The sequence below is a fragment of the Granulicella tundricola MP5ACTX9 genome (assembly GCF_000178975.2).
Taxonomy (GTDB): Bacteria; Acidobacteriota; Terriglobia; order Terriglobales; family Acidobacteriaceae; genus Edaphobacter; species Edaphobacter tundricola.
This window is the reverse complement of sequence record NC_015064.1, coordinates 3,135,912-3,157,349: the sequence shown is the minus strand read 5'-3', so window position 1 is coordinate 3,157,349 and position 21,438 is coordinate 3,135,912. Positions and strand designations below refer to the sequence as shown.

At 63.0% G+C, this 21,438-nt stretch carries 18 protein-coding genes; 10 read left to right on the top strand and 8 right to left on the bottom strand.

Translation table 11 applies throughout. The annotated features are described in order from the left end of the window. Nucleotides 1-77: 77 nt before the first annotated feature. The 3 genes from ACIX9_RS13505 to ACIX9_RS13495 all read right to left on the bottom strand — a co-directional run bounded on the left by ACIX9_RS13505 (nt 78) and on the right by ACIX9_RS13495 (nt 2,786). Nucleotides 78-1,448 (bottom strand): carbohydrate porin, encoded by a 1,371-nt coding sequence (locus ACIX9_RS13505; RefSeq protein ID WP_013581046.1) that lies wholly within the window; start codon nt 1,446-1,448, stop codon nt 78-80. Nucleotides 1,449-1,478: 30 nt separating this feature from the next. Next, on the bottom strand, nt 1,479-2,162 hold the full coding sequence (locus ACIX9_RS13500) for a Bax inhibitor-1/YccA family protein (protein WP_013581045.1): 684 nt from the start codon (nt 2,160-2,162) through the stop codon (nt 1,479-1,481). Between the two features lie 156 nt (nt 2,163-2,318). Then, the gene (locus ACIX9_RS13495; RefSeq protein WP_013581044.1) at nt 2,319-2,786 is read right to left on the bottom strand and encodes a TonB family protein; all 468 of its coding nucleotides are present in this window, start codon (nt 2,784-2,786) and stop codon (nt 2,319-2,321) included. Nucleotides 2,787-3,026: 240 nt separating this feature from the next. Here ACIX9_RS13495 and murC point away from each other — a divergent pair, with 240 nt between their 5' ends. The 4 genes from murC to ACIX9_RS13475 all read left to right on the top strand — a co-directional run bounded on the left by murC (nt 3,027) and on the right by ACIX9_RS13475 (nt 8,465). Next, nucleotides 3,027-4,418, top strand: a complete 1,392-nt coding sequence (murC, locus tag ACIX9_RS13490) for a UDP-N-acetylmuramate--L-alanine ligase (RefSeq protein WP_013581043.1) — start codon at nt 3,027-3,029, stop codon at nt 4,416-4,418. A gap of 235 nt (nt 4,419-4,653) precedes the next feature. Beyond that, on the top strand, nt 4,654-5,952 hold the full coding sequence (locus ACIX9_RS23880; protein WP_157477557.1) for a cell division protein FtsQ/DivIB: 1,299 nt from the start codon (nt 4,654-4,656) through the stop codon (nt 5,950-5,952). Beyond that, on the top strand, nt 5,949-7,184 hold the full coding sequence (gene ftsA, locus ACIX9_RS13480; RefSeq protein WP_013581041.1) for a cell division protein FtsA: 1,236 nt from the start codon (nt 5,949-5,951) through the stop codon (nt 7,182-7,184). The genes ACIX9_RS23880 and ftsA overlap by 4 nt, the downstream gene beginning before the upstream one ends. 102 nt (nt 7,185-7,286) lie before the next feature. Further along, entirely contained in the window at nt 7,287-8,465 is a 1,179-nt protein-coding gene (locus ACIX9_RS13475; protein WP_013581040.1) for a carboxypeptidase-like regulatory domain-containing protein, read from the top strand. A 139-nt stretch (nt 8,466-8,604) separates the two neighbouring features. Here the strand turns inward: ACIX9_RS13475 and ACIX9_RS13470 are convergent, their stop codons facing one another. From ACIX9_RS13470 to ACIX9_RS13460, 3 genes are read right to left on the bottom strand one after another with little or no spacing between them, the layout of a single operon-like run. Continuing rightward, a complete protein-coding gene (locus tag ACIX9_RS13470) occupies nt 8,605-9,381 on the bottom strand; it encodes a secretin N-terminal domain-containing protein (protein ID WP_013581039.1) in 777 nt (258 codons plus the stop codon). Continuing rightward, nucleotides 9,342-9,959, bottom strand: coding sequence for a hypothetical protein (locus ACIX9_RS13465; protein ID WP_013581038.1), 618 nt, complete (start codon nt 9,957-9,959; stop codon nt 9,342-9,344). Before ACIX9_RS13465 ends, ACIX9_RS13470 begins: the two co-directional genes overlap by 40 nt. After that, entirely contained in the window at nt 9,956-10,513 is a 558-nt protein-coding gene (locus ACIX9_RS13460; RefSeq protein ID WP_013581037.1) for an RNA polymerase sigma factor, read from the bottom strand. The genes ACIX9_RS13465 and ACIX9_RS13460 overlap by 4 nt, the downstream gene beginning before the upstream one ends. A 113-nt stretch (nt 10,514-10,626) precedes the next feature. Here ACIX9_RS13460 and ACIX9_RS13455 point away from each other — a divergent pair, with 113 nt between their 5' ends. The 4 genes from ACIX9_RS13455 (at nt 10,627) to ACIX9_RS26475 (ending at nt 15,394) form a co-directional block, all read left to right on the top strand. Continuing rightward, nucleotides 10,627-11,796 carry an acyltransferase family protein gene (locus tag ACIX9_RS13455; RefSeq protein ID WP_013581036.1) on the top strand — a complete coding sequence of 390 codons (1,170 nt, stop codon included), beginning with the start codon at nt 10,627-10,629 and terminating at the stop codon, nt 11,794-11,796. Between the two features lie 141 nt (nt 11,797-11,937). Continuing rightward, a complete protein-coding gene (gene ftsZ, locus ACIX9_RS13450) occupies nt 11,938-13,530 on the top strand; it encodes a cell division protein FtsZ (RefSeq protein WP_013581035.1) in 1,593 nt (530 codons plus the stop codon). Between the two features lie 330 nt (nt 13,531-13,860). After that, complete coding sequence (locus tag ACIX9_RS13445) at nt 13,861-15,168, top strand: penicillin-binding transpeptidase domain-containing protein (RefSeq protein WP_157477555.1); 1,308 nt, start codon at nt 13,861-13,863, stop codon at nt 15,166-15,168. A 37-nt stretch (nt 15,169-15,205) separates the two neighbouring features. Further along, entirely contained in the window at nt 15,206-15,394 is a 189-nt protein-coding gene (locus ACIX9_RS26475; protein WP_083808448.1) for a hypothetical protein, read from the top strand. A gap of 188 nt (nt 15,395-15,582) precedes the next feature. On the opposite strand, the gene ACIX9_RS13435 is transcribed toward ACIX9_RS26475, so the two are convergent. Then, nucleotides 15,583-16,980: an APC family permease gene (locus ACIX9_RS13435; protein ID WP_013581033.1), complete on the bottom strand. Its 1,398-nt coding sequence runs from the start codon at nt 16,978-16,980 to the stop codon at nt 15,583-15,585. A 123-nt stretch (nt 16,981-17,103) separates the two neighbouring features. On the opposite strand from ACIX9_RS13435, the gene ACIX9_RS13430 reads away from it, so the two are divergent. Beyond that, the gene (locus ACIX9_RS13430; protein ID WP_157477553.1) at nt 17,104-17,487 is read left to right on the top strand and encodes an NIPSNAP family protein; all 384 of its coding nucleotides are present in this window, start codon (nt 17,104-17,106) and stop codon (nt 17,485-17,487) included. A gap of 234 nt (nt 17,488-17,721) precedes the next feature. Here ACIX9_RS13430 and ACIX9_RS13425 read toward each other — a convergent pair whose 3' ends face one another. Continuing rightward, nucleotides 17,722-19,260: a GDSL-type esterase/lipase family protein gene (locus tag ACIX9_RS13425; RefSeq protein ID WP_013581031.1), complete on the bottom strand. Its 1,539-nt coding sequence runs from the start codon at nt 19,258-19,260 to the stop codon at nt 17,722-17,724. A gap of 208 nt (nt 19,261-19,468) precedes the next feature. On the opposite strand from ACIX9_RS13425, the gene ACIX9_RS13420 reads away from it, so the two are divergent. Then, entirely contained in the window at nt 19,469-21,322 is a 1,854-nt protein-coding gene (locus ACIX9_RS13420; RefSeq protein WP_013581030.1) for a phosphoenolpyruvate carboxykinase (GTP), read from the top strand. The last annotated feature ends 116 nt before the right edge of the window (nt 21,323-21,438 follow it).

The following is a 21,438-nucleotide window of genomic DNA, read 5'->3' as shown; positions in this document are numbered from 1 at the left end:
GGGCTGTTGGGTTACTGCGCTGATTGTACGGATTTCGTACGCACGGAACTATGCGTACATCTACGGAGGCCATTCCTTTACAGGATCAGCTTCACCCTCATGCCCAGCAGCGCGGTCACGTAGGCGTTGGGGCTGTTGGTCGGGTGGATGGAAATCTCCAGATCCGGCCCTGCCTCAAAGCTGCGCGTCACACGCACCCGGTAGAAGGTCTCGAACAAGCTCTCGTGGTGCTTCGCGCCGTGGCTGGGATCGGTGATGTTGATGGACGCACCAAACATATCGCCGCGCCGTCCGAACGGCCGTATGTGGGCCACTCCCGCGTCGAAGACCCGCTTGATGGAAGTCCCTGAGTCGGTCGCAACGCCCAGCCTCCCAAACGGCACCCATCCGCTCTTCAGCTCGTAGTCTGATCCAAAGCCCGCACCCGCTCCGCTCCCCAGGTGTGCGGTGTCGTCCCGCCACAGGGCCAGCCGGAACAGATGCTCCTGCCGGGTCGGCGCACCGCTCTTCCACCCGAACTCCACCGCGTTCATATACTTCTTATCCGCCAGGCTCCTCAGGTTGCGCTGCTCCCCGCCCTCCGTATCGACAGTGACGGTGTGGATGTAGAAGTGCTGCGTCACCTGGTACTCCAGCGCCGCACCGCCGGCATAGGTTCCATCCGATGCAATCGTGAGGTTGCCGTCGTTCTGCGCGTTGAGGAACTGGCTGCGCTCGTCGTTGTTGTAAAGGCTCAGCGAGATGAACTCATTCGGGTGCAGCTTGCCGATATAGAACGCAAACTTCCTCTTATAGAAGTCCTGCCGGTAGTACAGGATGTTCAGCGAGATCGTATCCTGCGCCGCCCCGCCCTGCAGGCAGTTCAGCACCAGTCCCGAGCCCAGCGCATTGCTCAGGTTGAACTGCTCGCTGACGCCGATGTTGGTGCCCGACCGCACCAGCATACTGAACGAGCCCGCATTGCCACCATGATCGTAAGCCTTCCACCCACCCACCAGGTCGAACCGTCCCGTTCCCGCATTGTGGCGCACACCATCCGGGGTCTTGGTCGCGTACTGATCCAGCAGCGTATAGCTCCCGGCAAAGGTAATCCCTTCCTTCCTCTGGAGCCCGTTGAACGTCGCATCGAACGGCACCATGCCCCAGCGCAGCGGGTCTCTGTGGAAGAGCGGATCCGGCGGCACCGTGGACAGCACGGCGGCATCCTGGTCGAGCGCCTGCCCCCGCATCTTCGAGAGGTCGTCAGTCTGCGCATTCTCCGGCGTGGCCGTGCTGGACTTGCTCAATCGCTGTGCGGGCCCGGAGGCATCCGGAGCGCCGGAACCCACCTGCCCGGAGGCCGCCGCTGCCAGTCCCAGGCACAGCAGCGCCGGCAACACGCGCGTCAAACAGAAAGGCATCATGCCCTGGCCCACATCGTCGATCGTTCCGTGCTGTGTGGGGGGCATGATGCCTGGCCTTGCGGATTGCGATAAGGGTTAGTTGCGGCGGCGGCCGCCGCCCATCAGTTGCAGCACCGCCAGGAAGATGTTGATGGCGTCCAGATAAATGGAGAGCGATAGCGAGACAGCCGACTGTCCATCGCCACCCGCGCGAATGCGGGCAAAGTCACCCACCGTCAGCAGCGTAAACACCCCCAGCGTCAGCCACGAGTACGTATCCGGCTGCAGGAAGTGGAAGAACATGCTCGCAATCCCCATCAGGACCAGCAGCAGCAGCGCGGCGGATGCAATACCCGTTACCCGGCGGTAGTTGATGTTGAACAGATACGCGACGATGCCCATCGCAGCCATGCCCAGCCCAGTCGTCGCTGCCGCCTTGAAGACGATCGCCGGCCCAACCGTCTGCATATACCGGTGAATTAGCGGCCCGATCTCCCAGCCCATGAAGTAGGTCAGCAGCAGAAACAGCCCCAGCGCAAGTGAGGCGTTCGCCTTACGCGCGGCAGAGATAGCGAAGATCAGCGCAAAGACCGCGATCAGCCCAGGCAGGGTGCTCCAGACCGGAGCCGTGCGAACGCCGAAGGCGGTGATCAGGAAGCCCAGCGAAGTGATCGCCAGGACCTTGGAAAGCAGAGACGCGGTCTCCTCGCGCGGTACGTCGATGAGGGTGGACCAGGTGCCGGTGCGGGGATCGAGGCTGCGATTGACGTCGTAAGACATGGGGAGTACTCCAGTAAAACAAGCTGCGGTGCTACCTGACTTCTACCTGTTAGACGCGTAAAAACCTGTGTTGATTCTAGCCCTTACCCGGCCCCCCACAAGGAAAAGGGGCGAACGCCGAAGCGTCCACCCCTCAAGGGCCCAGGCAACCGCTGCTTACTGGTTGTGCGTAATGTTGTACTTAAGCGTCACAGGAACTGCAGTGGGAACACCGCTGACCTTCGCGGGCTCGTAGCGGAACTGGGAGACGGCTTCCAGAACCTCTGCGTTCGTGATGGGGTCTGCAACCTTGGTCAGCTTCAGGTTCTCCGGCTTGCCGGTCTCGTCGACGATCATTTCGATCACAACGCTGCGGTCGCCGTTGAAGCCGTGGGCCGAGTAGGAGCGGGTCTGGCCAAGCTCGACCGAGTGAACCAGCTTCAGCGGGGTCACGCCGGTTGAAACGCGCCGGGTGGTCGTCGTGGCTGCAGCCGCGGCAGACGCTGCGGAGTTGGCGGCCAACAGGCCGGCGGACTGGACGAGGGTGGACTGGAGGGCAGGCGTAGAGCTGGGCTGAGCAGGTGCATTCGTCTGCGCGAAAACGGACGCCGACGAAAGCGCGAGGATGGCCACGATAGTACGCATAATGATTGCTCCAAATGGGTAAGAGTACCCGTCACCACAGTAAAAGGTAATCCACACGATTGTCAAAGGAATTGTTTCGATTGAGAATTTGCCTTTGTTTTCCACATTCCGTTACGCCATGAAAACAGCGTCCTCAAGCCCGGTCCGAAAATCGCCCATGCGATCTCGACTTTCAAAACTCCAACAGAAAGAAGCGAACCGCCGTCGCTGATAGAGTGGGGAACTGAGGTAAGGTCAGCGATGTTTGTGCCGGGGCATATTCTTTTTGCGGCGACGCAGCGGGTTCATTTCATCGGAATCGGCGGAATCGGAATGAGCGGGATCGCAGAGATCCTCGTCACCATGGGGTACAGCGTCTCCGGCTCAGACCTTCGTGGCTCCGCCGTCACGGAGCGCCTTGAAAAGATGGGCGCGACGATCTACATCGGCCACGCCGCCGCCAACGCCGCCGCCAGCGACGTCGTCGTCACCAGCTCCGCCGTCAGCAAGGACAATCCGGAGGTCCTCGAGGCCCGCGCCCGCAAGATCCCCGTCATCCAGCGCGCGGAGATGCTCGCTGAGCTCATGCGCCTGAAGTACGGCATCGCCGTCGCAGGCATGCACGGCAAGACCACCACCACCAGCATGATCGCCGCGGTCCTCGCAGGCGGAGGTCTGGACCCGACCGTCGTAGTAGGCGGAAGAGTAGACGCCCTCGGCTCGAACGCACGCCTCGGGACGTCACAATACCTCGTCGCGGAGGCAGACGAGAGCGACCGTTCCTTCCTCAAGCTCTCCCCCATCCTCGCCGTCGTCACCAACCTCGACCGCGAGCACACCGACTGCTACCCCACCATGGACGACGTAGACGCCGCCTTCCTTCAGTTCATGGACGCACTCCCGTTCTACGGCGCAACCACCGCCTGCATCGATAACGAGCGTCTGCGCGGCATCCTCCCCCGCGTCCGCCGCAAGGTCTACACCTACGGCGAATCGCACGACGCCGACTTCCGCCTCGAAATGCTCCCTGGCGTAGATGGGGTTCGTTCCACCTTCGAGGTCAACTACCGCGGCCTGCTCCTCGGCCCCTTTGAGCTCCACGTCCCCGGCCGCCACAACGTCCTCAACGCCACCGCCGCCATCGCCGTCGGCGTGCAGCTCGGCATCGATCCAGCGTCCATCGCCAAAGGTCTAGCCACCTTCCGCGGCGTAGACCGCCGCTTCCAGCTCAAGGGCACCGTAGGCGGCATCGCAGTCGTAGACGACTACGGCCACCACCCCACCGAAATCACCGCCACCCTCAAAGCCGCACGCGACTGCGGCTACGGCAGGGTCCTGGTCGTCTTCCAGCCCCACCGCTACACCCGCACCCGCGACCTCATGCCGGAGTTCGCCGCAGCCTTCGGCGACGCCGACGCCATCCAGATCCTGGACATCTACGCCGCCAGCGAGCAGCCCATCCCCGGCATCACCGGCGAAGCCCTCGCCCAGCAGATCGCCCAACAAACCGACGGCCGCGCCACCTACGCCCCATCCGTAGCCGCCGCAATCGCCGCCCTCACAGCCCAGGCCCGTCCCGGCGACGTCATCATGACCCTCGGAGCCGGAAACGTCTCCGCCATAGCCCCCCAACTCCTGGAAGCCCTGAAGTAGAACCGAGCCGTTGCCCGCTAGGCCCTAGTCCCTAGGCTCTAGGCCCTGGTCTCTAGGCCCTGGTCTCTAGGCTCTAGGCCCTGCCTCACAAGAGTTCCGAGGCAGATACTCCCCCCGCATCCCCGCGAAGAACAGGCGATAACCGCGATATATTGAGATCGGCGATTCTCGCGGCCTTGCTCGGGTTTGCGGATAGTTTGTTTCATGTGTGAAGGGTGGGTCCCCGGTGCTTGAAGTGCCAGAGAAGACGTATGCGTCCAAAAGCGCCGGCCAGACCGTGACTCCGCGGCGGGTGTCCAAGCCCCCAGCCGCCGGGCGCGATACCAGCGACGACTTCGCACGGCCCGCAAGCAAGCAGACCCGCCGTTCCGCCGCCGCCGGAGACGACGACGGATACACCCGCGCCCACGGCCAGCGCTTCACCGGCCTCCGCTTCCGCCTCAAAGGCGGCGTCCCCAGCAGCGTCGCCGGGCGCATCGCAGCCGGGGTCGTCGTACTGACCGGCCTGGTCGGCTTCACCGCCGTCCTCTGGGCCGCGCGCAGCTCGCTCCTGCACGATCCGCGCCTCACCATCGCCTCCTCCGCCTCAATCCAGATCGTAGGCAACCGTCGCCTCACCCGGCCGCAGCTCCTCAGCGTCTTCGGCGAGGACGTCGACCGCAACATCCTCACCGTCGATCTCGCAGACCGCAAAGCAGAGCTCGAGCAGCTCCCCTGGGTCGAGCACGCCACCGTCATGCGCCTGCTCCCCAACCACGTCCGCGTAGCCATCATCGAACGCGTGCCCGTCGCATTCGTCCGCCAGGGCGGCCACATCGGCCTCGTAGACAAGACCGGCGTCCTCCTCGATCTCTCCCCGGAAGCAGCCTCGGACAATCACTACTCCTTCCCGGTCGTAACCGGCGTAACGGCGGACATGCCGATCTCCACCCGCGCGGCCCGCATGAAGCTCTACCAGGGCTTCCTGGACGCGCTCGATGCAGGCAAAGACAAGATCTCCGACAAGCTCAGCGAGGTCGATCTCTCCAGCCCCGAAGACATCAAGGCCCTCATCCCCAGCGGCACCGGCCCCGATACCCGCGACATCCTCGTCCACTTCGGCGACGACGACTTCCTCGCCCGCTACCAGCGCTTTGAGCAGCGCCTCCCGGAGTGGAAGCAGCAGTACCCCAAGCTCGCCTCAGCCGACATGCGCTATGAGCGCGAGGTCGTCCTCGAGATGGCACCTGGCAACGCCGTCCCCGTCTCTGAGGAAGAGAAGAAGCGCGTAGCCGGAGCGCAGGCGGTTGCTGAACGAGGCATTCTCGGCGGCAAGAATAAGAACCTGCCCAAGCCCACAGCCCTGAAGCCCACAGTCAAACCAGCCACCAAGGCCCCCACGCCCGCCGCGCATAAGCCATGGGTGAAGCCCACGGTCGCTAAGCCCGCAGTCGCCCACAAGCCGGCCGCAACCAAACCCGCTGCGACGCCCGCCCCCAAGCCTTACGTCTCGCCCATGCACATTCATAATCCGATGGCGGTTGAACCCCAATGACACCCAAGCCTGAAAACCTGATCACCGTTCTCGACGCCGGAAGCCACAAGAGCTGCGTGCTGGTGGCTGAGGTGGCCGATGGCGTCCTGCGTTATCGCGGCCACGGCATCGAAGCCTCGCGCGGCATGCGCAAGGGCCTGATCGCGGAGCTTGGTCCGGCAGCCGAGGCCATCAACCAGGCCGCCCTCACCGCGGAGCGCGTCGCCAAGGCCACCATTGAAAACGCCGTCGTCGGCATAGGCGGAACCCACGTCCGTGGCATCAACTCACGCGGCGGCATCTCCATGGGCAGCCGCATGCGGGAGATCACACGCGAGGAGGTCCGCGCCGCAGTAGACCGCGCCCGCAGCGTGCCCCTCCCGCCAGACCGTGAGGTCCTCCACCTCCTCCCACAGGAGTTCATCCTGGACGATCAGGCTGGCATCCACGACCCCGTCGGCATGGTCGGCAACCGCCTTGAGGTCAACCTCCATCTCTCCACCTGCTCCGGCGGCATCGCGCAGAGCGTCATCACCTGCGCCAACCGCGCCGGCCTTGAAGTCGAAGACACCGTCTTTGAAGGCATCGCCTCCGCAGAGGCCGTCCTCTCAGCCGACGAGCGCGAACTAGGCGTCTGCCTCGCAGACATCGGCGCATCCACCACGGAACTGGCCATCTACTTTGAAGGCTCCATCGCCCACACCGCCGTCCTGCCCATCGGCGGAGACCACTTCACGAACGACCTGGCGGTCGGGCTGCATGTGAGTGTAGAAGAAGCCGAGCAGATCAAGCAGCTCTACGGCAACTGCGTCGTCACCAGCGTCCCCACGCTCGCAGAGATTGAAGTAGGCGGCCAGCTCGCAGGCATCGGCGGCGGCGGCCAGCCCGCACGCCTCGTCCGCCAGCGCTTCGTCGCGGAGATTCTTGAGCCACGCGCCCGTGAGCTCTTCACCATGCTGCGCGATAACCTCCGCCAGGGCGGCGTCCTGGAAGCCCTCGGCGCAGGCTGCGTCCTCACCGGCGGCGGCGCAAACCTCGTCGGCCTGCTGGATAACGCAGAATCCCTCCTCCGCGTCCCCGCCCGCATCGGCATCCCGGTCCCCCTCTCGCGCATGCCGCAGGAGCTGGTCAAGCCGGAGTTCGCCGCAGCCATCGGCATGCTGCTTTACACCCACCGCACCCAGATCCGCCGCGCCGGGGAAGAGCAGGGCCTCAAAGCCAAGCTCCGCTCCATCTTTGCCGGCAGCTTCTAGTCAGAACTTCCGGCTAAACCAAAGTGTTACGAAGCTGTGACTCACAGACGTGAGTCTTGAGGGTATGCTCTGTGCATACTCTTTTGTTTCACTTGGTGGGATATGTCACGGTTCATTGGTTTGGATGAACTCGCGGCGAGAGCGTCTGTTCTCTCGCGCGGGGCAGTAGCTTCTTTGTTTCTGGCAGCGACGCTGTGTCTCGGCATCGCTCCCTCGCACGCGCAGACCGTACAGCTAAGCCGCACAGAGCTGCCCGACTCCCCGGGCCATCTCCGCGACCTCGAACTCCAGGCGACCGCAGCCCAGCAGACCCCCAACGCCCCCCAGACCGGCACGGCCAGCATTCGCGGCGTCGTCCTCGACGTCAACCAGGGCATCGTCCCGGACGCCAAGCTCACCCTCACCGAGCACGGCGTCTCAGGCGACCGCACCGCCATCTCCGGCCCCGACGGCATCTTCACCTTCGCCGACCTCCCCGCCGGCCGCTATAACTTCATCGTCACCTCCGCCGGCCTCGAAACCTTCGTCTCCTCTGAGATCACCCTCAAGGAAGGCCAGCACTACGAAGAACCCAAGATCGCCCTGCCCATCGCCACCGCCTCCAGCGACGTCACCGTCCGCGTCACCGAGCGCGAACTCGCCGAAGAGCAGATCAAGGCAGAGATGCAGCAGCGCGTCCTCGGCATCTTCCCCAACTTCTACAGCAGCTTCATCTGGGACGCCGCACCGCTGGAGCCCAAGCAGAAGTTTGAGATGGCCCTCCGCGCCCGCAGCGATCCATTCGTCTTCCTCGTAACCGGCATCGTCGCCGGCGTCCAGCAGGCACGCGATAAGCCCAGCGCCTGGGGCCAGGACCTTCCCGGCTACGCCCAGCGTTACGGCGCGGCCTTTACCACCGGCACCGTGAGCCGCTTCTTCGGCAGCGCCATCTACCCCGTGGTCTTCCACCAGGACCCGCGTTACTTCTACAAGGGCTCAGGCAGCGTAAGCTCACGCGCCTGGTACGCGATGACGCGTTCTGTCGTGGCTCGCGGAGACAACGGCAAGTGGCAGCCCAACTACTCCCACATCCTCGGCGGCATGACCGCCGGAGCCATCTCCAACCTCTACCATCCCGCCAGCAGCCGCGGCGCAGCCCTCACCTTTGAGAACGCCGGCCTGGGCATCGGCTTCACCGCAGCCGGCAACCTCGTCCGAGAGTTCGTCCTCCGCGGAGTCACCCACAAGGTCCCCACCTACGAGCAGGGCGATAAGTCGTCCGGCAAGTCCGCCATCAAGTAAGGCGATCAAGATTTGAGCCACACGCTTTGAAAGGGCGGGACTTCAGTCCCGCCATCCCCACCCCGCCACGACCCGGCTTTAGCCGCTGAGGGAGTTCCACCCAGACTCCCTCAACGGCAACGCCCACCCCAGCTCCAGCCTACGGAACCGGGTCCATCAATACCTCGATATCCAGGTGCCGTGTACTTCCCGGAATATCCATCGACCCAATCGTCACGGCCTTGCCAGGCACCAGAACCGCTGAACCTTCCGTGACGCTCTGGCGAATGACAGGCTCGGTCACCTCAGCGATCGTCTTCGTCTCAACGGCGCTCGACTGTTCGATCTTGGAGCGAAGGCGAGCACCATTGCCCAGAGCGTCCAGCGACGCATCGATGTTCAATCCCACGTCGATATAAGTGAACTGCGTGTCCCCGCCCTTGGATGAGCCTGTCGCCAGCGGGATCTTGCTGCCGTTCTTCACCGTCGTCCGTCCACCCTCCAGCACCACCAGCGAGGTGTGCTGCACGCCCACACGCTTGCCGTTATCAAGCTCGATGACGGTGTACGTCAAACGCCACGCCTTCCGCGGACGGTCAAGCTCTTTGATCAACCTTGCAATCAGTTCAAGATCGTCCGCGCTCGCGCGGGCAATGATCGCGTTCAGAGACGGATCGAGGTAAAGCTTATCTAAAGGGTCCACCATGATGCGAACCCCGGTCAGAATCTCGTTGCCGTCATTCGCTTGAGCCGCATGAGCCAGGTAGAACGTCTGGGTCGGACGCGTATCGTGATGCGGGTTCGGAGTATCTGCCTTCGGTGGATCAGCCTTAGGCCCATCCTGCGCCTGCAGCGTGACAAACGTAAGGCTGAACAATGCGGCGGTGGCAAGCACTCTCATTTTGCTGGAGCCTGTTCTGCGACGATGCGTTTCCATTGGTTCTCTCCTGTGGTTGGATCTTGAAAAAACTTGTCGCTGTCAGCCCGAAGCTCGGCGATCTCGGTCCCCCGTGCGATGGACGGAGGCGGCGTCACCGGCACTTCGTCACCGTGATGCGCAACCCGAATTAGCAGCTTCTCCTGCTGCGTCAACGGCAACGGCGGGGCAGGGAAGCTCTCCGCCATCGCATCCGGTTGCGTCGTCGCAACGTCGGCCTGCACAGCCCGCACACGTCCAGTCCGAGGCTGTCTCATTCCCTCCACTATCAGCGCAGGTGCAACCGGCACGCTGTGCAAGCGAGTCACTGCAATCGGAGCAACGGCATGTGCCACAACATCAGGAGCAGCGGCACGCTGGCCCGAGTGTTGCACCGCAAACGCAATCGCAACAACCGCCACAGCCAAACCACCACCCCAAGCCAAACGAAACATCCACAGCGACGCAGCCTTCGCCTCCGCACGCTCCTCGAGCCGCCGCAAAACACGCGCTTCCATCCCGGTCCCCGGCTCAACCTGCCTCAACCCCGCCAGTACCCGGTCAATCTCCCGCTCGTAGTTATCGTTAGGTTCAATCATCCGCGACCTCCTTTCTCCAGCCGCTCCCGCAGCCGCGTCCTTGCCCGAAACAACAACGCCCGTACCGCCGATTCGCTCTTCCCCAGCACCTCCGCCATCTCACTCGTGCCCATCTCTTCCACTGCAGAAAGCAGCAGCACATGTTTCTCCGCCTTGGGCAGCCTCTCCATCTCGGCCAGCACGACCTTCATCCGTTGCGCGTCATGCAGCGCCCGATCCGCAGGCACATTCCGCGCCGCCAGGCTCTCCGCAAACACACCATCCAGTTGCTCCGGCCTGATCTTCCTTCGCCGGTCGAGCGCCAGATTCCATGCAATCCGAATCAGCCACACCCGCACATCCCTCACCCCCGGCAGCTCCCGCCGATGCTCCAGCACCCGCACAAACGTATCCTGCACCACTTCCTCAGCCTCATGCCGGCTCCGCAGCACCGAGTGCGCGATCCGAAACAGCAGCCCGGAGTATGTGCCGACAAGCGCCGCAAGATCGGCCTGCTCCGATCGTGCGCGTTCGACCACCGGCAACTCCAAGCTGTATCCCTCAACCGACGCCATAGCTTCCTTCTAACAAGACAGACGGGCGCATCCCCATTCCGCTCGGAAATATTTCGCATCCCTACGCCCTGTACCCCATGATCCCGCTCCCAGAGCAGTGTAGGCTTTGGTGCATGACTGAACAGGCTCTCGGAGACATCCAACGCCCCAGCCGCCTCCTCTCCATCGACCTCCTCCGCGGCCTCACCATCGGCTTCATGATCCTCGTCAACGACGCAGGCAGTGAGCGCGACGCCTACGCGCCCCTCCAGCACGCCTGGTGGAACGGCTTCACCCCCACCGACCTCGTCTTCCCCACCTTCCTCTTCCTCGTCGGCATCACCACGGTCCTCTCGCTCGGCTCGCGCATGGACCGCAACGTCCCCCGCATGACCCTCTTCTGGAGCGTCCTCCGCCGCGCAGTCCTCATCTACGTAGTCGGCATCCTGGCCAGCACCTTCCCCTTCACGCACCTGGCTGGCATGCGCTTCGTCGGCGTACTCCCCCGCATCGCCCTCTGCTACCTCATCGTCGGCTCCCTCCTCCTCATCAGCAAGAGCTGGAAGGATAAGGTCGTGATCCTCGCCGCCTGCCTCATCGGCTACTGGGCTCTGCTCCGCTTCGTCCCCGTCCCTGGCTACGGAGTCCCCACCCATGACGTCCCGCTCCTGGATCGCGACGGCAACCTGGCCGCCTGGCTCGACCGCTGGATGTTCGCCCCCCAGCACCTCTATGAGCGCACCCGAGACCCAGAAGGCCTTCTCAGCACCATCCCCGCCGTCGGCACCGCCCTCCTGGGCCTCCTCACCGGCCTCTTCCTCCGCTCGCAGCACGCCCTCCGCACCAAGATCATGGGCATCGCCGGAGCAGCCACCGTCAGCATCCTCCTAGGCTTGTTGTGGAACATCACCCTCCCCATCAACAAGAAGATGTGGACCAGCTCCTACGTCCTCTTCGCAGGCGGCCTCAGCATGTTGCTCCTCGCCGCCTGCATGACCCTCATCGACATTCCCGCCGAAAGGGAGTCGAAGCTCCAGCGCTCCGCCCGCTCGCGCTTCTTCACGCCATTCCTGGTCTTCGGCACCAACGCCATCGCGGCTTACGTCCTCGCGGACCTGCTGGAAGAAATCCTCTCCACCATCCACATCGCCGGCCACAGCCTCCACCACGTCCTCTGGTATGCCCTCCGCAACGCCATCCCTGACATAGCCTTCGCCTCGCTCCTTTACGCCCTGGCCTACGTCTTCGTCTGCTGGCTCATCATCTACCAGCTCTATCGCCGCAAGATCTTCCTCAAGCTCTAGTTTTCCGCGTCTTTTCCGCCGTCCTTCCACCATTTGCGAACCACACAAGATACGTGCTGAGGAAATCAGCCCAAATCCGGGGTGCGCCATTTTGCTGTTGATGGGAGAATTAACACGTAACCCTGAGGAGCTCACCCGCCCATGTCCGATATGCATGAAAACGACCTTCGTATCCAGTATCACGATCAGATGCCCCGCGGCGCGCGCATCAAGGTCATCGGCGTAGGCGGAGGCGGAAACAACGCCGTAAACCGCATGATCGCGGCCCACGTGGAAGGCGTCGAGTTCATCGCAGCCAACACCGACGTCCAGGCCCTCCAGGTCTCGAACGCCCCCGTCAAGCTTCAGCTCGGCGTCAAGCTCACCAGCGGTCTCGGCGCAGGAGCCAACCCCGACGTAGGCCGCCGCGCCGCCCTGGAAGATTCAGACAAGATCATCGAAGCCCTTGAAGGCGCGGACATGGTCTTCGTCACCGCCGGCCTCGGCGGCGGCACCGGCACCGGCGCAGCCCCGGTCATTGCTTCGCTCGCGTCTGAGATGGGCGCACTCACCGTCGCCGTCGTCACCCGCCCCTTCGCCTTTGAGGGCAAGCGCCGCATGATGCAGGCCGAGCGCGGCATGCAGGAGCTACTCGAGTCAGTCGACACCGTCATCGTCATCCCCAACGAAAAACTCCTCGCCGTCGCCAAGGACGCAGGCTTCTTTGAGTCCTTCCGCATCGCGGACGACGTACTCCGCCTCGGCGTCCAAGGCATCTCAGACATCATCACCATCCCCGGCGTCATCAACCGCGACTTCGCCGACGTCAAAACCACCATGGCCGGCATGGGCTACGCCGTCATGGGCACCGCCTCGCGCACCGGCGAAAACCGCGCTCGTGAAGCAGCCGTCGCCGCCATGGCCTCGCCGCTCCTTGAAGACGGTGCCATCGACGGAGCACGCGGCATCCTCATCAACATCACCGGCTCCAGCTCGCTCAAGCTCTCAGAGGTCAACGAAGCCTCCAGCATCATCCAGAGTGCCGCCCACGAAGACGCCAACATCATCTTCGGCGCAGTCCTCGACGAATCCATGGGCGACGAGGTCAAGATCACCGTCATCGCCACCGGCTTCAAGCCCCAGGGCCAAGACGGCCTCAGCGACCGCCGCGAGCGCATGCTCGCCGGCACCACCCTCCCCACCGCACGCTGGGACGTCCCCATCGCCCCCCGCGTCAACACCCCCCGCGTTGAGGTAGGCAGCGCCCCGGAGCCCGTGCCGGTCATCTTCCCGGCAGCCGAGCCCCAGAAGCCCGCTGAGCCCCAGCAGACCGCCACCCCGGCCGAGCCTGAAGCTGCCCCCGCCCAAATGGAAGTCCAGGCCGAAACCCAGACCGAAGTCCAGCCCCAGGCCGAAACCCCCGCTCAGCCCGAGATCAAGGCCCACTCCCCGGAGCTCATCCCCGTACCACGCAGTGTCTTTGACGACGATTTCTTCCGCATCTCCGCCCGTGAACGTGCCGCAGAGCACGATATCGCCCCGGAGTCCAACCGCGTCCGTGGCAGTGACGGTAGCGACTTTGCCCGCCCCGGCCGCGTCCAATACGTGGAAGGCGGGCAGGATACCCATTCCCACCAGGCCTTCGGCGTCCCGGAACCCGTCGTCCGCGTACCTTCATTCTCAGGCGCAATGGCCCCGGAGCCCGTCGAATCGGACGAACTGGACATCCCAGCCTTCCTGCGGCGCGGAAATTAGCTCGTCCGTCGTTCGGAGCTTTTGCCGTTACCGTTCGAGGTCTTTGCCGTTGCCGTTCGGATTAGAGTGGGGCTTTAGCCCCACGTCCCGGGCACCCACAACAACCGGGCTTTAGCCCCGGGCCTTTCGCCGGGGAGACGCACAGAAGCACGAAATAAGAAAACGGCAACATTGTAGAAGTCGCACATGGCCTCAAATGTGCATAGATAGAAACCGGCCGAACGAAAGTGTAATAGTCGGCACGATTTGTTTCATTACCTTGGAAGTAGGGGTCTAGGCATGGTTGGAAGTTGGGTCAGGTTTTTCGGTGGGGTCTCGGTCAGTTTGGCAATGGCATGCGTCGCAGTGGTCCCGGCGGCAGCCCTGCACCCCAAAGCCAAGGTCGTCTCCGCGCATCCCACCGCCCACAAAGCCACCGCCTCCAAACACGCAGCTAAAGCCGAGCACGGCCGCGCCGTAAAAACCACCCCCATCATCACCCGCAGCGGAAAGCACGGCCACGCCGCCGTGGAAAAGGTCACCGTCAAGGGCCGCCACGGCAAGGTCGCCGTCATTGAGCGCGAAGTCGTCGCCACCAGGCTCGTCCGTGGCCGCCACGGCCGCCTCATCCGCGTCGCCGCCACTCCCGCCCGCCCCCGCTTCGTCGGCGAGCGCTTCTACGCCAGCTCCTTCGCAGACTCCTCCCAGTACACCGGAGACATCACCACCGGAGAAGATCCGCTCGTCCGCGCCGCCGCCATTGAGGCCCTCGGCAACATGAACGGCACCGCCCTCGCCATCGACCCCGCCACCGGCCGCATCCTCGCCATGGTCAACCAGAAGCTCGCCCTCTCCTCCGGAGCCGAGCCCTGCTCTACCATCAAGCTCACCGTAGCCCTCGCCGCGCTTGAGGAAGGCCTCATCAAGCACGACACCCTCGTCAGCCTCGGCGGCGGTTACAAGATGGACCTGACCTACGCCCTCGCCAAGTCCGTCAATCCTTTCTTCGAGACCCTCGGCCGCTCCCTCGGCTTTGAGCGCGTCAAGCACTACGCCAACCAGTTCGGCCTCGGCGAGCTCGCCGGCTACAACATCCAGGGCGAGCAGCTCGGCGTCTACCCAGACCAGGAGCTCCCCGCGGCCCTCGGCGGCGTAGGCCGCATGTGCTCCTTCGGCGAGTCGGTCTCCATGACCCCGCTCCAGCTCGGAGCCATCGTCGCCGCCATCGCCAATGGGGGCACCCTCTACTACCTCCAGCACCCCACCACCACGGAAGAGGTCTCGGCCTTCCAGCCCAGGATCAAGCGCACCCTGGACATCGGCCCCCTCATCCCGGAGATGCTCCCCGGCATGCAGGGCGCGGTCGCCGCCCCCTGGGGCACGGCACGCCGCCTCCAGGCCAGCTTCACCCAGTTTCCCGTCATGGGCAAGACCGGCACCTGCTCCAACAACGGCACGCGCTTCGGCTGGTTCGGCTCCTTCGCCAACACACCCAACGGCCGCATCGTCACGGTCTTCTTCCTCGAAGGCGGCCGCCCCACCTTCGGCCCCAAAGCAGCCGAGCTCACCGGCCTCTTCTACCGCAGCCTCTACGACAAAAACTACTTCGCCCCCAAGGTCCAATCCATGTCGGCTGAAGGCGTAGTGGGCACCAGGTAACGCAGTAGCACCCGCCGCGACCGTTGCCGCTGCCCCTTTGCTTGTCATCCCCAAAGGGGACCTGCAGTTGCCGCTGCCGTTGCTCTTGCCGCTGCCGCTGCCGTTGCTCTTGCCGCTGCCGTTGCCGTTGCCGCCGCCGTTGCCGCCGCCGTTGCCGCCGCCGTTGCCGCCGCCGTTGCCGCCGCCGTTGCCATTCGGATTAGAGGTGGGCTTCAGCCCACCGTAAACGGCCAAAAAACAAAGTGGGCTTTAGCCCCGGGCCCTCCTGAACCAGCCCAAACCCTATCCGTGCCCCATTCATCGCAAGCTTCATCGCGATGAATGGGAAGTACTCGCTCAAGCTGGAGTCTTTGCACTCTAGGTACCCCGAGGCTCCCCCCGCAAAACGGGCTGCAGGCTGCAACCCAAAATCCCTTACCCCCGCCCCCGAGTCCCCCGCCAATAAACCCCCATCCCCACCAGATTCAAAAACAAAGCCGCCCCCACCACCTTCCCCGCAAAAACCCACGCATTCGCCACCGCAACGATCGGCACCAGATTGAACCCCATAGCCAGCAGCGAAACCAGAAACCCACTCACCGCCGCCACCTTCATCCAAAACCGAGCCCCAACAAACAGCGGAATCGCAAACATCATCAAGTAATAAACCCCATAAAGCAGGTTCCCAGAAGTCACAATCAACTGAAACGCCTCCTGCTTCCCAGCTCCGGAGGTCGCCAGCAGCGCCGCCACCATCGACGCCCCCACGATCACCACAATCGCCCGCGTAGGCGTCCCCCACCGCGGATGCAGCCGTGTAAACCACGCAGGCAGAATCCCATCCCAACCCGCCACCAGCGGCAACCGGCTCGTCTCCGCCACGATCACCGCATACTGCGCCACCAGCGCCACCGCCAGCGCCAGAATAGCCCCCCGCCCCAGCAGTAGACCCACATCCAGCCCGCTTGAACTCCCACCAGAGAACGCCGCCGAAAGAATCTGCGGAACCGGCCCCGTCAGGTCCACCTGGTCCATCGGAATATACGTCAGGATCGACCCCGTCATCAGCACATAGATCAGCACGATCAGCGGCGCAGCAATCCACGCCGAGCGCAGAATCGCCCGCGCCGGGTCCTTCGTCTCTCCTGCAAACACCGCCACCTGCTCCAGCCCCGTTAGCGCATTAAAGGAAATCTTCGAAAACAAATTCAAACTCAGCAGCGTGAGCAGCGGCAGCCCAAACAGAAACGGCTTCTGTGGCGACACATGCGGATGCGCCGCCGTCGCATGGGGATGAAAGAACAGCAGCAGGATCAGCAAAAACGTCACCAGCACCATGACGGCGGTCCCAAAGTGCGAGACCCACTTCCCAATCCCGAATCCAAACAAATTGATGATCAGAATCAGCCCAAACAGCCCCGCACTCAGCCACACCACCAGCGCATGGCTATCGGTCATCCACGCCGCGCTCGGCCCCAGCCCGTAGCTCAAACTCGTCGCTGTGATAATGCCGATGTTCGAGACCGTCAGCAGCGCCCAAAGCGCAAAGTTCCACCCGCTCATAAACCCGGCAAACGGTCCAAAAGCATTCCGAGTCCACGAGTAGACCCCACCCTCCTCCGGCCACAGCCGCACACAGAACATCACCACCGCAGCCGTGGGAATGAACAGCGTCAGCACCGCCACCACCCAGAAGAAGACGTGCGTCCCGCCCTGCCGCGCGGCGATCCCGGCCCACGTAATCCCCACAACCAGCAGAATCTGCATCGGGACAAGGTCCCACAGGCGAAGCTCACGTTTGAGCTCATGGTTGGCAGGTGCAACAGGGTCCATCAGGGCCTCGGGCAGGGAATCGTTTGTTGCAGCCTAACATCCAAGCCTCAGCCTCCGGGAGTAAACTCCTCTCTGACGAGGTGCTACATGGATCGCCGCGATCTACTCAAGGTCATGGGAGCAATGGCAACAATCACGATGTTGAAGGGAACCGCAATGTCTGAAGTCACCAGCGAAACCGTCTACGAACTCCGCATCTACCACCTCAACGAGGGCAAACTCCCCCTCATCCTCAACCGCTTCCGCACCAAGGAGGTCGCCATCTTCAAGCGCCTCGGCATGGAGGAGGTCGGCTACTGGACCCCCACCGACGAGCCCCTCGCCAACCGCACCCTCATCTACATGCTCAAGCACAAGAGCCGCGCCGCAGCCACCGAGAGCTGGGCCAAATTCAAGGTCGATCCCGAGTGGGTCGCCCTCAAGGCCGAGACCGAAAAAGACGGCACCTTCGTCATCAAGAACGAGTCCACCTTCATGAAGCTCACCGACTTCAGCCCCAAGGTTTAGCCCTTCGACCTCGGAAATTGTCGAGACATTTCCGCCTCCACGCGTTTGTGGTGCAATCACCATCATGTGTGGTGATTTGCACCACGCATTTGCACCACAAATCGCGCTCTCAAGCCGTAAGAAACCCGCACAAAAGCCAGCAAAACCACCATCTCCAGCGGAAATCAACCACAACTCACCACAATCGCAGGTAAACCCCAAAGATCCAAAACTGAGGGGTCGAATTGGTCCAACCTATTTACCATCCGTAGGAGCCGCCTGCGTCACCGCAAACGTAGGAACAATCGACTTACCAGCAGCCTCCCCCACAACATCCGGCCCCAACTCCACCTGCGTTCGCACCAGATTATCCGCCACAATCCGCCCAAAGACCGCCTGCCCATGCGGATTCAAATGCGTCCGGTCGATGGTCGATTTCCCGCTCTCGGCCCGCTGATCCGCATGACCCACAGCATTGAACTCATCAGCCTGGGCCTGGGTCATATGATTGAGCAAAGCAGTGGAGATGCTATTCAAATCCACAACAGTAATGCCTTCCTCAGCCCCCACCTTCTTCGTAGCCGCAGCATAATCCTTAAGATCCTCAACAATCTTCCCATCCTTCATCGTCCGCCGGGACAGCGACGTCACCAGCACCGGAACCCCGCCCACCGAGCGCACGCCCCGGATGTAAAGCCGCAAGTAGTCCTGAAACGAGCCATTCGCATCCGTATGCCTCGCCACATCCGGCTTCTGATCGTTGTGCCCAAACTGGATCAGGTAGTAGTCGCCATGCTCGTCGAGCGCCTTCTTCCAAGCCCCCTCATCCACAAAGCTCTTCGTGCTCCGGCCATTCAGCGCCACGTCCACGCACGTCACATTCGGCGTCATCACCGCGCAGAACCCCGGCCCCCATCCGCCCCCAGTCGCCACAGTCGAGTCACCCACCAGCACAATCTTCACCGGTCCGCCCTCGATGATCTTCATCGCCTTCAGCCCCTCAGGCGGCAGCTTGGCAGCCGTGGGTAGCACATACTTGTGCAGCGCCGGAACCTCCTCGCCCAGGTCCTTCGCCACAATCCGCCCAAAGATATAGCTCCCCGCCCAGTTTAGATGGGTCTTGTCGAAGATCGTCTTACCCTCATCGTCCTTCTTCGTAATAGCCAGCTTATTGCCTTGTGTCTCCCCGGTTTTATCCAGCAGCGCAATGCTCTCCCCCTGCAGGTCGATCAGCGGAACCTGCATGTCTTTTGCCACCCGCTTCATGGTCGCGGCATGCCCCAGCAGGTCGGAGTGGATCTTGCCGTCAGCCTCAAAGTACCGGCGCGTCAGCGGCGTGCAAAGCACAGGCTTGATTCCCGCCGCGCGAGCCTCGGTGACAAACCGCCGCAGATTCGCCTCGTAATCCGCCATCGAGACCTGCCGATCCGCAGTCGCAACCCCGTCCACCTTCTCCATATCGTTGTGACCGAACTGAATCACCATGTAGTCGGGCTTCGTCGCCAGCGACCGGTCCCACAGCCCCTGTTCCCGGAACGTCTTCGTACTCGCTCCACCCTTCGCCATATTCACGCAGTCCACCTCCGGCGTGAAGTTCGCACAGAACCCTCGGCCATAGCCTGCGTTATCCGTCTGGGTCGAATCGCCGATCAGGTCGATCCGAACCTTCGTGCCGGGCCCGCGCGTCGCCGCGGTAGCACTGTTGAACGTCTTCGGTGGATCGCCCTGGGCGCGGGCTGCGGGGCTGAGGGCAGTGAACGTGGCGAGAAGCGCGGCGACAAGGATCGTTTGCATTCGAGTGTGGGCCTCGGTGAAAAGCTTACTGCATCCACGGCTGCGACTCATATGCCGATGGATCACAACAGCGTGCGCCGCCTGTAAAACGCTTCCAAAACACTTTCGGAAATTCTTAAGCTCAAATTTCGCACACTCGTGCCGATAATCGCACTCTTGGGTTGACACGCTGAATCCCGAAGAGAAAACTTGTTGCTCAGGTGACCCAATGACCCCTCAGACATCCGCAACTCGCTCGACAGTGTTGGACCCGACCGCCACGCCTCCCACCACCAACAAGCACCTGATCCGCTGGGTGGAGAAGATGGCCGATCTATGCCAGCCCGCGCGTGTGCATTGGCTGGATGGCTCGCAGGCCGAGTACGACTGGCTCTGCAATCAACTGGTGGAAGGTGGAACCTTCACACGGCTGTCGGAAGAGAAATGGCCCGGATGCTTCTACGCCCGCTCGTCGCCGAACGATGTGGCACGCGTGGAAGACCGCACCTTCATCTGCTCGCTCAGCAAGGAGAACGCAGGACCGACGAACAACTGGGAAGACCCCTTCGTGATGCGTAAGAAGCTCAAGGGCCTCTTCAAAGGCTCCATGCGCGGCCGCACCATGTACGTCATGCCGTTCTCCATGGGACCCATCGGCTCGCCCATGTCGCAGATCGGCGTGCAGCTTACGGACTCCGCATACGCAGTGGTCAACATGCGCATCATGGCCCGCATCGGCGCACCCGTCTATAAGGAGATCGATAAGGACGAGAAGCGCGTCGTACCTTGCCTCCACAGCGTAGGCGCACCGCTGCTGCCGGGCCAGAAGGACGTCTCCTGGCCTCAGAACGACACCAAGTACATCGTTCACTTCCCGGAGACGCGTGAGATCTGGAGCTACGGCTCGGGCTACGGCGGCAACGCTCTACTCGGCAAGAAATGCTTCGCCCTCCGCATCGCCTCCAACATCGCGCGCGACGAAGGCTGGATGGCCGAGCACATGCTCATCGTCGGCGTCGAATCCCCCACCAAGGAAAAGACCTACGTCGCAGCCGCCTTCCCATCCGCCTGCGGTAAGACCAACTTCGCCATGATGATCCCCCCCGCCGGCTTCGACGGCTGGAAGGTCTGGACCGTCGGCGACGACATCGCCTGGATCAAACCGGACGCCACCGGCGAGTTGCGCGCCATCAACCCGGAGAGCGGCTTCTTCGGCGTAGCCCCGGGCACCAGCGCCAGGACGAATCCCAACGCCATGGCCACCCTCCGCGCCAACTCCATCTTCACCAACGTTGCCCTGACCACCACCAACGGCGTGCCCGATGGCGGCATCTGGTGGGAGGGAATGACGGACGAGCCACCTGCAGAGGCGATCGACTGGCGCGGCAACCCCTGGACCCCCGCGAGCCCCACCCCCGCCGCCCATCCCAACGGCCGCTTCACCGCACCCGCCTCGCAGTGCCCCACCATCGATCCATCCTGGGAAGATCCCAACGGCGTCCCCATCTCCGCCTTCCTCTTCGGCGGACGCCGCCCCACCACCATGCCGCTCGTCTTCCAGGCCTTCAACTGGAGCTCCGGCGTCTACATTGGTGCGACCATGGGTTCGGAGACCACGGCAGCCGCCGGAGGAGCCATCGGCAAAGTCCGCCGCGATCCCATGGCCATGCTGCCCTTCTGCGGATACCACATGGGCGACTACTTCCGGCACTGGCTCCGCATGCAGCGCAACCTCAACTCCACCCCCCGCGTCTTCCACGTCAACTGGTTCCGCAAGGGCGCCGACGGCAAGTTCCTCTGGCCCGGTTACAGCGAAAACATGCGCGTCCTCAAGTGGGTCGTAGACCGCGTCCGCGGACGCGTACGCGGCAAGGAAACCCCCATCGGCTGGACCCCAAAGTTCAACGACATGCACTGGGAAGGAATGGACTTCACCTACGACCAGTTTAAGGAACTGCAAACGGTCGATCGGGAGAGCTGGAAGGTGGAGGTCATGGGCCATGAAGAACTGTTCCTGGCCCTGCACGACCACCTCCCCCCGGAGATGATCTACGAGCGGGAACTTCTCATCTGCCGCCTGTAGTTTTTGTTGATAAGACTTGACTATGGGCGGAAATCGACGTAGAGTCTCTTTAGGACATGGCTCCCCTTGTGGTTGAGCCGGTCTTAACGAAGTCCACCCACTTCGTTGCTTTACCG